A 14,188-nucleotide genomic window follows, 5' to 3' on the forward strand; every position below is an offset into this window, starting at 1 on the left:
TCGCACCATCACCGAACAACTTCTCATTGCACCAGCCATAATACGAACAGTTAATGGTATTCCATGCCCCATTCCCGATGCCCCATTCCCCATATCGGAGTTTTTTATGTCAGAAAAACAACCAAACGAGCCAATTAGTTTTAGTCGCTTTGCCGACTGGTGCAGGCATATTGACAGTCTTTCAGAAGGAGCAAAGCACACAGTTGAAGTGTTGTTAGAAAAGGCTGGCACTGATGACGCTGAAGCAGCGGAGCAGATACTTTCAAGCATGACAACACTGAATCTCAGCAGCAATAGAATTACCGACATCAGCTTCCTCGGCTCGCTCACCAATCTGACAACACTGTATCTCGGCGACAATCAAATTACCGACATCAGCTTCCTCCGCTCGCTCACCAATCTGACAACACTGTATCTCGACAACAATCAAATTACCGACATCAGCTTCCTCGGCTCGCTCACCAATCTGACAACACTCGATCTCGACAGCAATCAAATTACCGACATCAGCTTCCTCGGCTCGCTCACCAATCTGACAACACTCGATCTCAAGGGCAATAAAATTCGCGACATCAGCTTCCTCGGCTCGCTCACCAATCTGACAACACTCGATCTCGGCGACAATAAAATTAGCGACATCAGCTTCCTCGGCTCGCTCACCAATCTGACAACACTCGATCTCGACAGCAATCGAATTACCGACATCAGCTTACTCGGCTCGCTTACCAATCTGACAGCACTGAATCTTGAAAACAATCAAATTACCGACATCAGCGCCTTGCGATCGCTCACCAATCAGACAACACTTAATCTGGACAACAATGAAATTACCGTTCTGTGCGTGCTAGGCGAACTCGCACAGAAACGTCTTACTCTCTCAACTACGCCAATTGATGCTCAAAAAGCCACAGCAGCCATCAAAGTTGCTTATGCCGCTATTGGTCTAGAAGAACCCGAAGTTATTATTTGCAGCAGTCTCCGCGACGTTTGTCCCCAAATCTTCAACAGGCTCAAACCCGACCATTCACAAAAATGCTCAGACGAATACAGCAATAGATTGGGGAAAAATCTAGACCTGAAATGGATACCCGCTGTGGGAGAATTTGCAAGTTCGGATCTATGGGAGTATGAGCTCGATCACATGGTAATCGAGCCCGAAGCCGACAGCACACTGAGTTCGGTAATGTACAAATTGGTTGACAGCTATGTGCGATCGAAACAAACGATATGGAATGTTTTTTCCAATAATTTGTTCGGTTTTAATTGCCCTGAAACCCCCACGACTTTGTTTAAAGAAATCTATTTGACTGAATTGTATATATCTTCAGGCGTCAATATTTCCCAAAAGGCACAAGAAATACTTCGCTGCCAAAAGCTGCTTTTCGAGCATTGCGGTTTTATATTTCCCTTTGAAAAGATTTGCGCGGTGTGCGATCGCCCCCGCCACCTGCGCTTTGACAGTGAAAACCGCTTGCACGCGGAAGCAGAACCTGCGATCGAGTTTGCGGATGGATGGAATTTTTACTATTATCACGGTGTCAGATTGCCGGAACAATACGGTCAAGTGCATCCCAATTTGTGGAAAGCAGAATGGCTTTTATCTGAAGACAATGCCGAAGTTCGGCGAGTGTTAATTGAAGCAATTGGTTACGATCGCATTTGTCAAGAGTTGGCAGCAGAACAAATAGATACTTGGCAAGAATATGCACTATTAAAAATAGATAATGCGGATGTCGAGCCGATTTATTTGTTAAAAATGACTTGTCCGAGCACGGAATTCATTCATGCTTTGAGAGTACCGCCAAATGTGACATCTGCTAGGGAGGCAATTCGCTGGGTAAATGGGGGTATCGATCCAGAGGAATTTTCCGTGCAGACTTAATCTATAACAAGTCTAAATCATTCATGCAGATTTGTAGGGGTAGTGCCCCGTGCCTACCCCAACTGGACAACTGGGGGATTGCCCCTGCCTTTTATTATGCCAAATCCCCATATATAATCCACTTTATACCGATCGATAGTTGTCGCTGCTACACAAATAAAATTCACCTTCAGAGGCTTTAAGATTAAAATTGAAAAATAATTTCTGACTGTACAGATCCAAAATTAGAGATTCAGCGTATATCACTAATGAACGCAGTACAAGATTTCATAAGTTCACAGCGCTAAAAACTTAAGCTTGGCAGCTTACAGTTGCGTTGTACTTGTCATGACTATACTGCAAACTATCAAATAACGCGCTTTTATAGCCTAAAAAAATTCGGTAATATTAGCGCGTACTGCGAATTAGCGATTTTTTGTACTGAAAATCCCGCTGCTTTTAGGCACTGGGAATGTCAAATTTAGATGTGCAATATATCATGGCAGACATTAGAGGTACTATACAAGCAGACTCGCTCCCAGGCACTGCTGAAGATGATGTTATTTTTGGTTTTACGGGCAATGACGTAATTGCTGGCAATTCTGGAAATGATAGCATTTTTGGTGGAAAAGATGGCGATTCGATTGATGGGAGTTCTGGAAGAGATTCTCTGTTTGGAGATTTAGGCAGCGACAGTGTTAACGGCGGTGAAGATAACGATTTTGTATTTGGTGGCAAGAATAATGATTTGATTTTTGGCAACTCTGGCAATGATGTTTTGTCGGGAGATAGAGATACTGATATCCTGATCGGCGGAGATGGTGGTGATGTATTTGTTTTGAGTCGCTATGCTGCTGCCGATCCTTTCCTTACCAGCGGTGGTGTTAATTTAGGAAATGCTGATGCGATCGCCGATTTTGCAAACGGTACAGATTTAATCGGTTTGGCGGGCGGACTCTCTTTTGGCGACTTGAATATTCTGGAAGCCGGAAATGATACTGTGATTCAAGACCGGGTAACAGGAGAATTTCTCGCTACTCTCAGAGGTGTGAATCGAAGTGCGATCGACCAAACAGATTTCACTACTAATATTAGCAGCATTCTTCCCAATCCCCCGCCTCCAGCGCTGACAACGGCTTATGCTTTAACTCCCGATAATCGGATTGTCGGTTTTAGCCTTGCTAATCCGGGAAGTGTCATCTCAGATTTGCCTGTGACTGGATTGCAAGCGGGAGAAAGTTTGCTGGGAATTGATTACCGGCCCGCTAATGGCGTGCTTTACGGTGTGGGTTCTAGCAATCGCTTGTATACTGTCAATCCGAAAACGGGGGAAGCAAATTCAGTCGGTAGCGGGCAGTTTGCGGTTCCCCTAACTCAAGGCGCTGTGGGTTTTGATTTCAATCCGACAGTCGATCGCATTCGGTTTGTCAATCAAGCGGGTCAAAACGGTCGCCTCAATCCAGATACCGGGGCAATAGTAGATTCTGACACATTAACTGGGGGAATTCAACTCGATCGCAATTTAGTGTATGCCACGGGCGATCGCAATTTTGGCACAACTCCGGGGGCGGCTGCGGCTGCCTATGTGAATAACTTTGCGGGTGCAACTTCAACGACGCTATTCGTAATTGACAGCAATTCAGATGTTTTGGTAAGACAAGATCCGCCGAATAATGGAGTGTTAAATACGATCGGATCTTTGGGAGTTGATGCAACTAGCATTCTCGGCTTTGATATCAGAAGTATTGGCGGCCGCGATGTCGCAGTAGCGGCACTAGAAGTCGGGGGAGTTTCGGGATTGTACAACATTAATTTAAGTACCGGTCAAGCTTCTTTTACTGGTAGAATTGCCGACGGAAGACAGATTAACGGTTTGGCATTGCCTTTGCCTACAGCTTACGCCTTAACTGTCAGAAATGGCGCCGAAAGAATCGTCGGTTTTAACGAAGCGGCACCGCGCACTTTACTCAGCGACACAGCAGTAACGGGATTGCAGCCGGGAGAAAGTTTGCTGGGAATTGATTTTCGTCCTGCTAACGGTTTGCTTTACGGTTTAGGTAGTAGCAATCGATTGTACGCGATCGATCCGGTGACTGGGGCTGCAAGTCAACTCGGTAGCGGACAATTCGCCGTACCGCTGACTCCGGGGGCTGCCGGTTTAGATTTCAATCCCACAGTCGATCGAATTCGGTTTGTCAATCAAGCGGGAGAAAACGGTCGGATTAACCCAGATACGGGGGCAATTGTCGATTTTGACACGTTAACCGGAGGAATTCAACTCGATCGCAATTTGACTTATGCGACGGGCGATCGTAATTTTAACAATCCTCCCGTAGGCGCCGGGGCTGCCTATGTGAATAACTTTGCCGGGGCGACTTCGACAACTCTGTTTGTAATTGACAGCAATTTGGATGTTTTGGTGAGACAAGATCCGCCGAATAATGGAGTATTAAATACGATCGGATCTTTAGGGATTGATGCTTCTAGCGTTCTCGGCTTTGATATCAGGAGTGTCGGCGGTAACGAGACAGCTTTGGCTGCAATCGATGTTGGCGGAGTTTCGAGTTTGTACAATATTAATCTGACAACCGGTCAAGCTTCCATTGTCGGTCAAATTGGCGACGGGCGATCGATTAAAGGTTTGGCACTGACCTTAATTTAAATGCTAGATTAAAAGCGATTTTAGATTGACTTTAGGGCAATCTAAAATCGACTTGTATTGCATTTATCCGCTCTCATATCTGGAAAACATCTGCGTCGATCTACCTGGAATCTCCAGTTTCGCGATCGTTCAAAGATTTATGCAATGCAAGTCTAATCGTTTGGGCAATTCCCAATTCCCAATTCCCAATTCCCAATTTGATGTAACATATTATTTTGACAATAAAGATAAAATGTTATCTCAAGTTTTTTACTTACTGCGTTCTCGTGCTGACGGCAAATATATCAGCGCTTGTCCCAACCCTGATTCGGCGGTGAGTTACCTGCTGATGTTTCGCGAAGACTATGATGCTTTGAGCTATCTCAACGCTCACGCTGCTGATGTTGCCGATCGATTTGGGGTAGAATCGATTTCCGGTTCTCAGGTGAAAACGCTGCTTCAGCGTTGGGGATTCAACGGTGTGGGGGTTGTTCAAGACCCGCTGTTACCGAATATTGAGTTTTTATTGACAAAGAATTGACAATTGACAAGATTTGCGCTTCACCCGTTTTCTAGCAGAAATCGGGTTTTTTGCTGAAGTTTTGAGGCGATCGCCCGATCGACCTTCCCGAGTCCGAAGCCCCATATTTAGTGCAAATTGTCAAATTTGTCAAGGTTTTACCCTAAATCTGAATCCTGTTGTATATTCATAGTCTGTTGATATATTCCGACACGTCAGTACACAACCTATGGTTCGAGAATTAGAGCGATCGAGTGCCCGCGAGAAACGTCACCTGTCCGATTTCCCCGAAACAGCACCCGCAGCCAATCCAGTATTTTTCAGGACGTACAGCCGTCGTACCGACACGGGAAGGGAGACTTGGGCCGATGTGTGCGATCGAACCGTCAAGGGCTTGGCATCGCTCGGAAACCTCACCTCCGAAGAAACACAGCTCCTACACCGGATGCAAAACGAGCTCAAAACCCTCGCTTCCGGCCGCTGGCTGTGGGTGGGCGGTAGCAACTGGATTGAGCAACCAGAGAACTTTTCCGGCGCCTATAATTGCTCCTCAACCAATATTATCGACTGGCGGGCCTTTGGCTTGTTGATGGATTTGGCAATGATGGGCTGCGGCACCGGTGCAGTTTTGGAACCCAAATACATCAACCAATTGCCACCGATTAGCAACCGCTTAACCGTGACAATGCAAGGTGAAATCGGCTCTACACCCGCTGAATTGCGCCGTCAAGAAACCGAAGTAAAAATAGCTGAAAAAACCGCAACTATTTATGTCGGAGATTCCCGTCAAGGTTGGGTGAAATCCTATCAAGCTTTGTTGGAATTGTCCACAGATGAAAGATTTGCCGGAGAAGTTCAAGTTTACATCGATTTGAGCGATGTCCGCCCCGTGGGAGAGCCTTTAAAAGGTTTTGGTGGAGTCGCAAATCCAGTCAAATTGCCTGACCTTTATCAACGTTGCTCAGCAATTTTGAATAAAGCTTTCGGACGGCAGTTGAATTCAGTTGAATGCTGCGTATTGATAGATGAAGCTGCGGTCACAATTGTGGCTGGTAATATTCGGAGATCCGCCGGAATTCGTCAGTTTACTTTTGATGACGAACTGGGAGCAAATGCTAAAAACAACTTGTGGCAACAAGACGATCAAGGCAACTGGAAAATAGATCCAGAACGCGATGCTTTGAGAATGGCCAACCATACCCGTGTTTTCCATGCCAAACCGACATTAGAAGAATGTATTGATGCTGTTCGCAAACAGTATTATTCTGGTGAAGGTGCAATTCAATGGGCTGGTGAAGCTGTAGCTAGAGCTAACGTTGATTTACTTTCAACACCTAGTCTTAAAATTGAGTTCTTGAAAGCTTACGACGAAGGAAAAGCTAAACAGTGGTTGCAGGAACGCTATCCTGACATGACTGCGGAAGAATTAGAGCATCGGTCAGTCCGTTTGGGCTTAAACCCGTGTGGTAAGTAATTTTGCCTCACGTTAAAAACCTCGCAAAATCGGAGAAGACTGAGATGTTAATTCCGAGGTAAGTAAGGGAATTAAAAGTCCTTTACCACCGTAGAGCGTACCAGGTGAACCTTCTTAATTGAAGAACATAATCCTGGCAAGAGTGCGGGGCATTTACAACTAAAGTAAATGAAAAAGTACGCCGAGCTACAGATAAAATGGAATCTGTAGAACTAGAGGATAAAAAGCCTTTAGGATAACAAAACTGGAAATTATTGGCTCTAACTTCCACTGTGTCAGTGGCGACACTTTGCTAATTACTAAAGACGGACTACATCAAATAAAGGATGTTGTTGGAAGTGAAATCGAAATTTGGAATGGTCAAAGATGGAGCTCCGTCACACCATTTCAGACAGCGAGTAATACCAAGGTTGGACGACGCAAACTTTACCGTGTAAAGTTTGCTGATGGTACTTATCTGGATGCCACAGAATATCATCGTTTCTTTGTCAAGGATCGCTTTGGTAAAGTTTACCAAGAAGTTCAAACCAAAGACTTGATGGATACAAGTCGATATAGCATTCATACTGAACCTTTTACAATTCAGTACGAAGATGGCATGAATATCGATTCAGGTTATGCTTACACTTTGGGTGTGGCTGTAGGAGATGGAACTACAGACCAAAATGACAATGCAAAAGTTCGACTTTACGAAGGCAAAATGGCATTGTCAGTAGCAGGAAATAAGTCGCCTGAAAGAAACTATGACTATTTACCTGCTTTCACAGATGTAACTAACTTGAGCTTTTCTGGAGAATTTCTGAAAAGTTTGAAAGTTAACCCGGAAGCACTAAATGTAATTGCGAGTTGGAATCGGCAAGCAATTTTACATTTTATTGCTGGATTAGCCGATACGGACGGATCGAATACCAATAGTAATGGTATCAGAATTTATCTTTCCGATCGCGATCGGGCTTTCAGAGTTCAGTTACTTTTGACCAAGTGTGGCATTAGCTCATCGCTAAATCTTTGTGCTCATCAAGGATCAGTCACTAATTACGGTGTCCGAAGCCGGGATTTGTACTACTTGCAAATTACTGACTGTGGTGAAATTCCTTGTCAGCGGTTAGATGTGAGCAAAGGGACGAAGGCTAAAGGTAAAGGTAAATGGCAAGTTGTCAGAAGTGTCGAAGAATTACCAGGATTGCATGATACTTACTGTTTCAATGAACCAGAGTTTCATAAGGGAGTTTTCGGCAATACCCTAACTGGAAACTGTAATCTTTCTGAGGTTCACCTCAATCAAATCGACCCTTACAACTTCAAAGAACAAGAAGAAGCTTTCACCGCCGCAGGTTTATCTGTCGCGGTACTTCTCAATCACAAATTTAGCGAACCTCGCTATCAATATAGCCGCGAATTAGACCCGATTGTCGGCGTATCTTTCACGGGATTATTCGATTTCTTCGTTCATGCTTTTGGCGTTGAGTGGCTGCGCTGGTGGGTGGAAGGTCGCCCGCAAACTGCACAGGGAATTGCGTTTAAACAGCGGGAAGAAGAGTATTTGACTGGTTGGCGGGAAATTGTGAATCGCGTAGTATGGGATTATTGCGATCGGCATTCATTGAAACGCCCCAATCGCTGCACAACCGTCCAACCATCGGGTACAAAATCTCTACTGACAGGTGCTTCTCCCGGCTGGCATCCCCCCAAATCCCAGCGTTTCATTCGCCGAATCACTTTCGGCAAAAACGACCCTGTAGCCCTCGCCTGCATCGACTACGGATACAACGTAATTCCGTCCCAATCTGACAAAGATGAAAACGGTAATTTGCTGAACAATCCCTTTGACGAACGCTGTACAGAATGGCTAGTAGAAATACCCGTGGCTGTCAGTTGGGCGGATTTACCCGGTGCTGATGAAATTGAGATCAACAAATTCTCAGCGGCGGCACAAATGGACTTTTATATGCAAGTGCAAAAGTTCTACGTGCGGCACAACACCAGCGCGACGATTGAGTTGCGAGAAAATGAAGTTGAAAGTTTGGGTACGCGGATTTATGAAGCTATTCGCGACGACGAAGGCTACATTTCGGCTGCACTTTTGTCTCGCTTTGATGCCCTAGAAACTTTCCCACGTTTGCCTTTTGAACCGATCGCAAAAGCAACTTACGAGACGATGTTGAAAGATGTTTTAGTGCGCCGTCAAATTGATGTTTTTCAGGTGGCACTGAGTCGTTATGACTTGGGTGAAATGATGGATTCAGGGCCTGCGGGCTGCGATTCCGATAAGTGTTTGATGCCTGAGACTAAGACTATGTAATCGCCTTTTATTAAATCCCCCAAAAATGGGGGATTTTTTATGTTTAATTTCAGGTTGACAAAATCGTAGGGGCGGGTTCACCAACCATAATTGCCTAAAAGTAACAATCTCGTAAACCCGCCCCCACCCAACGAATAATTGTCAGATCGTGTCCGATAAATCGCGCATAATATATAAGCCGGGGCGGGTTTTTGAAATTGTCGGTTTTTGGCAAATATTGTTGGTGAACCCGCCCCTACAAGATCGTGGTCAATCGATCGGACATGATATCACTAGAAAAGAAAGAACTCATTTACAATTCTGAATTAAACGGAAATGATATAACAGCCCGATCGTACAATTAAAACTAGCCTGTTTTTTAGAATATGAAAATTCGCTGTATTGCCAACAAAGGAGCTGACCTGCCGGAAAATTATCTAAATCCACCGCTAGACATTACCAAAGAAACAGAATTTAAACTGATAGTAGGTAAAGAGTATATTGTCTACGCTATCTCTGAATGGCAAGGGAATTTATCGTACTATATTTGCGATGAGCGCTATACTTATTATCCTCTAGAGAATCCAGCCCCGTTATTTGAGATAGTTGATGCCAGATATTCTCGGTACTGGCAAGTGCAATTAGCAACTAACGGTTTGTTAGAGATTGCTTTTGAACATTGGTTCTCCATACCTAATTTTTACGATCAACTAACTGACGGAGAAACAGAAACTGTTTTGATTTTTGAGAAAATCAAAGAGCTCATGGATGCTGAAGCTGCAATTCCTCAACCGCAACCTTTCTCCGTTGAGGAATTGCTCGCGATGCCGACCTTGCAACCCGACAAACTCGCAAAAGTACCTGGTTGAAATTATGTCTGACAATCAAAATAAACCTAGAGAATACGATGCCGTCAAGGGCGGTCAAAATTCAATTCCGGTCAATGCTGCTGTACTCGGAGGCATCGCCGGCGTTAAACGCCGCTTAGCCTCGTCCGCGATCGAAGTTAGAATCGCCGCACTCTCCGAAGCGCCCAAATATGGGGAAGCAGGCTTAGATTTGATACTTGGAGCATTGCAGGATGAGTCAATGCAGGTGAAATCTGCTGCTTTTTTACTGCTGAAAGATCGGGATGAGGAGAATATAAAACAATGTTTACAAAACCATTTTCCTCTCTTTGGGTTTTATGTTATCACAGTCGATGCGGATGGACAAAAAAACAGTCGTCGTAAGTCATTTGCTCGATTTTTTCCAGAAGATTTAGGTAATGGTATTGTACTGGAAATGGTTTACATTCCCGGTGGCACATTTATGATGGGTTCCCCCAACGACGAAGCAGGACGAGAGGATGACGAAAGCCCGCAGCATCAAGTCACAGTACCAGCTTTTTATGCAGGGAAATACCCCATCACTCAAGCACAGTGGGAAGCCGTCATGGGAAACAACCCATCGTACTTGAAAGGTGAAAAACTTCCTGTTGAATGTGTATCCTGGTATGATGCTGTCGAATTTTGTGAGAAACTGTCGGAAACAACTGGGAAAACATATCGCTTACTGAGTGAAGCGGAATGGGAATACGCCTGTCGTGCGGGTACAACAACCCCATTTCATTTTGGCGAAACGATTACCCCGGAATTAGTCAACTACATAACCGAATCAAACGAACCCACAGATGTGGGGAGTTTTCCCCCCAATGCTTTTGGGTTGTACGATATGCACGGGAATGTTGAGGAATGGTGCAGCGATAAATGGCTTGACAATTATGATGGTGCACCGACTGACGGAAGTTCTTGGGAATCAGGAAACAATTGTCGGATGTTGCGCGGTGGTTCGTGGGCCAACGATCCGAGCAATTGCCGATCGGCTGTTCGTAGCTGCGAACAGCCGATCTATGGCGAGAGATTCAACGGTTTTCGGGTTGCGTGTGTTGCTGCACAACCACCAACACCAAATAAAATCATAGCTGACGAAAAACTAAGTCCAGCAGAGACCTTTCAATTTGAAGTCATCACACTCTACCAATGGGGAAGGATCGTCAAAACAGAACAGCGACAAGCCGAATACTTTAGTGAAAACCTAGGGCGCGGTGTCAGCTTAGAAATGGTAAAGATTCCCGGCGGCACATTTACGATGGGCCCCCCTGACATCTACACAGTTAGTGGCGATCGAATTCCGCAGTATCGAGTCACAGTACCGACATTTTATGCAGGTAAATACGCCATCACCCAAGAACAGTGGGAAGCAGTTATGAGAAACAACCCATCGTGCTTTAAAGGTGAAAAACGTCCTGTAGAAAATGTATCCTGGTATGATGCTGTCAAATTTTGTGAGAAACTGTCGCAAACAACTAGGAAAACATATCGCTTACTGAGTGAAGCCGAATGGGAATACGCCTGTCGTGCGGGTACAACAACCGCATTCCATTTTGGGGAAACCTGTCACTGTATATCTCCAGAAGTAGTCAACTATGACACAAACTACTCCACAGATGTGGGAAGTTTTCCCCCCAATGCTTTTGGGTTGTACGATATGCACGGGAATGTTTGGGAATGGTGCAGCGATAAATGGCATGATAATTATGATGCTGCACGGACTGACGGAAGTTCTTGGGAAACGGGAACAAACAATCATCGGCTGATGCGCGGTGGTTCGTTTTACAGTGATTTTAACTGTCAATCGGCTACTCGTGACCACAGTGCGCCGAACGATGTCTGCTGGGCCCGCGGTTTTCGAGTTGCGTGTGTGGCTGCGTAGACTTTCTAGCTTTTTACACTTTTGCCCTTTTGCCCTTGGCGATTAGAAATCGCTTCACCTCAAAGAAAGTCCCAGCAGAGAGGGACTAAGAAAATATAACCATATTCTGCGTTATTTGAAAATATCTTTCCGCTTCTGCAACAGCAAAGTTACGGTCAAATAAACGGCGGCGTGCAATCCTAAAATTCCCCAATTCAAGGCTAGGTTTTGCCAAGTTGGTTCGTAGACGGCGCTTTTCTCGAATAACTGCGGTAAGATTGTTCGATCGGGTAATTCGATCGGCTTTGGCACCATCGCGTTCACGTTAACCAAGCTACCGTAAGCACCCACAGACCAGCGGCTTACCGTCAACCACGAGATATACTGACCGATTTTCTCGATTTTAAACAAACTTCCCAGACTGAACAAGACTCCCGAAAAAATAATTTGCGGCACTAACAGCAAAGGCAAAGCACTGTTGGCCTGACTGCCATTCTTCACAAATGCCGATACCATCAATCCCAAACTCATGCTAGCCAACAGCGTTAAAAATACTGTAATTCCCAAACCCAGCGGCCAAGCGATTATATCCGGTGACGGCTGTTTAAAACCAATTAAAATTACTGCGGTCATTAGCAATGTTTGCAACAAGGCCAATCCTCCCAGCACCAGAAACTTGGAACCGACATAGGGCAGTAAACCTAAATTCACCAATCTTTCTCGCTGGTAAACGGCTGATTCTTTGACAATTTCTTGCAGAGAACTGGACAAACCTACCCAAATAGCTGCCGATGTAAATACAAACAAAATTCGCAAAGCTAAAAAAGCCAGCGCTGGATCGTCTGCTGTTCCGGTAACTAGCGGTTCTATATCTTTGATTCCGGCTAGCAAAATCGGGCAAACAGCAGCAGTTAACAGTCCTAAACCAACGTTAACTGGGTCGCGTAAAGTTAGCTTGAAATAGCGATCGGCGAGGATAAACAGTTGTTTGATTGGGGAAACTTTGGCGGGTTGGGGAAGTTTGACTGGAGGTGCTTGTTTTTGCGGTGCTTTTGGACTTAAGGGCGCGGTTATGTACCGCTGGTAATAGGCGGAATTCCGATAGGTATTCGCCCATTCTTTGATGACCTTTTCGCCGATTTCTAACTCGTTATAAATATTGGCAAAGTCTGCTTGATGAACTCCAAAGAAATTTGCAGCATCTGCGGGCGGGCCGAAGTAGCAAAGGTAGCCGTTGCGGCCGAGAAAAACTAGGCGATCGCACAAATTGACATTTGCCGTAGCGTGCGTCACCAAAACCACCGTCCGACCTTTATCTGCCAAATTCCGCAGCAGTTCCATCATCTTTTTATCCAGCCCCGGATCTAGTCCAGAAGTTGGTTCGTCCAAGAAAAACAACTTCGGATCTGCAAGCAATTCGACGCCGATGCTAACCCGCTTTCTCTGCCCGCCACTAAGGTCTTTTACAAGGGTTTTTCGCTTGTCCAACATCTCAATATCGGTCAGAGTTTTTGTCAAAACTTGCTCGACATCGACATCCGGCGGCAAGCGCAATTTAATTGCGTAAGTTAGGGCTTCTGTAACTGTTAATTCGCCGTGGACTATATCATCCTGAGGCACGTAACCGATTAAAGAACTGTAGCATTCAAAGTTTTTCCGCAATTCGTCGCCGTTGACGTAAACGGCGCCACGATTTGTGGTTTCAATTCCCAGCAAGGTTCGCATTAATGTGGATTTCCCCGCGCCGCTTCCTCCGACTAACGCCACTAACTGTCCGGGTTCAATTACTAGGGAAATATCGTTGACAAAAGGTCGGTTTAAGTTAATTGCTTCTAAGCCGATCGCATTTCCCGGATCGATAACTGTTATTTCTTCATTTTGATAAATTAGCAGAAAAGGGCCGATGCGAATTTTTGCACCTTCGGTCAATATAGCTTCATTTTTAACTCGTTTGCCGTTAATAAAAACGCCGTTAGCGCTCTTGTCTGTGAGAACGTAGTCTCCGCGTTTGTTGGCGTCGATCGCACAATGGCTGCGGGAGACGATCGGCGAATTTAACTGTAGCGTAGAATTGCGATCGCGCCCCAAGACGACCGATCGATTTCGCAGAGACACAGACTCCCGCGAACCCAAAACGGCCAGCGCCGGACTTCCGGGATTGAAATAACTCACCCGCACCGGATTTCTCAAATCCGTACCAATCCGCAACTCGATTCCGTGTCGCAAAACGCAGCCTTGAGTCGGAGTTACAGGAGTTTCAGTCGGAAGCACAAATAACCCGCTACTGCTGGGTTTGAGGCCGTCGCCGTCATAGATGCGATAGTCGTCCCCTTCTTGGCGCAAAATCGCTTGACATCTCGACAGCTTCTCCCAATCTTTGGGAACCAGCAAGTCAGCTTGTTGGGGATTTCGTCCCAGTACGTGTTCAGTCTTGGTCAGTTCCAAGCGTACCACTTCGCCTTGATAGTCGATTTCTAAATAGGGGCTGGCGATTAAGTTTGTTTTCTTATGGGTTTGACCTGTCATATGATTTTAGATTTTAGATTTTAGATTTTAGATTGTGCGAGAATTTAGTACCCAGCATCCAGCGTGCCAGCTTTTTTAGTGCGATCGTCCGCCATCGCACAGGTGATATAGGGAGCATCTCAGTTTTGCATTTACAGTAGTGCGAGCGTCCC

General features: G+C 45.3%; 8 protein-coding genes. 7 read left to right on the plus strand and 1 reads right to left on the minus strand.

The features are described 5' to 3' along the window. Positions 1-106: 106 nt before the first annotated feature. The 7 genes from JGK36_RS25990 to JGK36_RS26020 all read left to right on the plus strand — a co-directional run bounded on the left by JGK36_RS25990 (position 107) and on the right by JGK36_RS26020 (position 11,531). Complete coding sequence (locus tag JGK36_RS25990; RefSeq protein WP_293197232.1) at positions 107-1,882, plus strand: leucine-rich repeat domain-containing protein; 1,776 nt, start codon at positions 107-109, stop codon at positions 1,880-1,882. Between the two features lie 451 nt (positions 1,883-2,333). Continuing rightward, on the plus strand, positions 2,334-4,523 hold the full coding sequence (locus JGK36_RS25995) for a DUF4394 domain-containing protein (RefSeq protein WP_293197231.1): 2,190 nt from the start codon (positions 2,334-2,336) through the stop codon (positions 4,521-4,523). A 232-nt stretch (positions 4,524-4,755) separates the two neighbouring features. Continuing rightward, positions 4,756-5,043, plus strand: a complete 288-nt coding sequence (locus JGK36_RS26000) for a hypothetical protein (protein ID WP_293179815.1) — start codon at positions 4,756-4,758, stop codon at positions 5,041-5,043. 208 nt (positions 5,044-5,251) lie between these two features. After that, complete coding sequence (nrdJ, locus tag JGK36_RS26005) at positions 5,252-6,496, plus strand: ribonucleoside-triphosphate reductase, adenosylcobalamin-dependent (protein ID WP_293193053.1); 1,245 nt, start codon at positions 5,252-5,254, stop codon at positions 6,494-6,496. Positions 6,497-6,749: 253 nt separating this feature from the next. Beyond that, positions 6,750-8,798, plus strand: coding sequence for a ribonucleoside-triphosphate reductase, adenosylcobalamin-dependent (nrdJ, locus tag JGK36_RS26010; protein WP_293197292.1), 2,049 nt, complete (start codon positions 6,750-6,752; stop codon positions 8,796-8,798). Positions 8,799-9,163: 365 nt separating this feature from the next. After that, entirely contained in the window at positions 9,164-9,646 is a 483-nt protein-coding gene (locus tag JGK36_RS26015) for a hypothetical protein (RefSeq protein WP_293179788.1), read from the plus strand. Between the two features lie 4 nt (positions 9,647-9,650). After that, a complete protein-coding gene (locus JGK36_RS26020) occupies positions 9,651-11,531 on the plus strand; it encodes an SUMF1/EgtB/PvdO family nonheme iron enzyme (RefSeq protein WP_293197229.1) in 1,881 nt (626 codons plus the stop codon). 111 nt (positions 11,532-11,642) lie between these two features. On the opposite strand, the gene JGK36_RS26025 is transcribed toward JGK36_RS26020, so the two are convergent. Beyond that, the gene (locus tag JGK36_RS26025) at positions 11,643-14,036 is read right to left on the minus strand and encodes an ATP-binding cassette domain-containing protein (RefSeq protein WP_293197228.1); all 2,394 of its coding nucleotides are present in this window, start codon (positions 14,034-14,036) and stop codon (positions 11,643-11,645) included. Between the last annotated feature and the right edge of the window lie 152 nt (positions 14,037-14,188).

The organism is Microcoleus sp. PH2017_35_SFW_U_B, from assembly GCF_020737865.1.
Classification (GTDB): Bacteria; Cyanobacteriota; Cyanobacteriia; order Cyanobacteriales; family Microcoleaceae; genus Microcoleus.

Bases quoted from the DNA above. Each gene is read 5' to 3' on its own strand.
- JGK36_RS25990 (WP_293197232.1), top strand. From the start codon at position 107: ATGTCAGAAAAACAACCAAACGAGCCAATTAGTTTTAGTCGCTTTGCC.
- JGK36_RS25995 (WP_293197231.1), top strand. From the start codon at position 2,334: ATGTCAAATTTAGATGTGCAATATATCATGGCAGACATTAGAGGTACT.
- JGK36_RS26000 (WP_293179815.1), top strand. From the start codon at position 4,756: ATGTTATCTCAAGTTTTTTACTTACTGCGTTCTCGTGCTGACGGCAAA.
- nrdJ (WP_293193053.1), top strand. From the start codon at position 5,252: ATGGTTCGAGAATTAGAGCGATCGAGTGCCCGCGAGAAACGTCACCTG.
- JGK36_RS26015 (WP_293179788.1), top strand. From the start codon at position 9,164: ATGAAAATTCGCTGTATTGCCAACAAAGGAGCTGACCTGCCGGAAAAT.
- JGK36_RS26020 (WP_293197229.1), top strand. From the start codon at position 9,651: ATGTCTGACAATCAAAATAAACCTAGAGAATACGATGCCGTCAAGGGC.
- JGK36_RS26025 (WP_293197228.1), bottom strand. From the start codon at position 14,036: ATGACAGGTCAAACCCATAAGAAAACAAACTTAATCGCCAGCCCCTAT.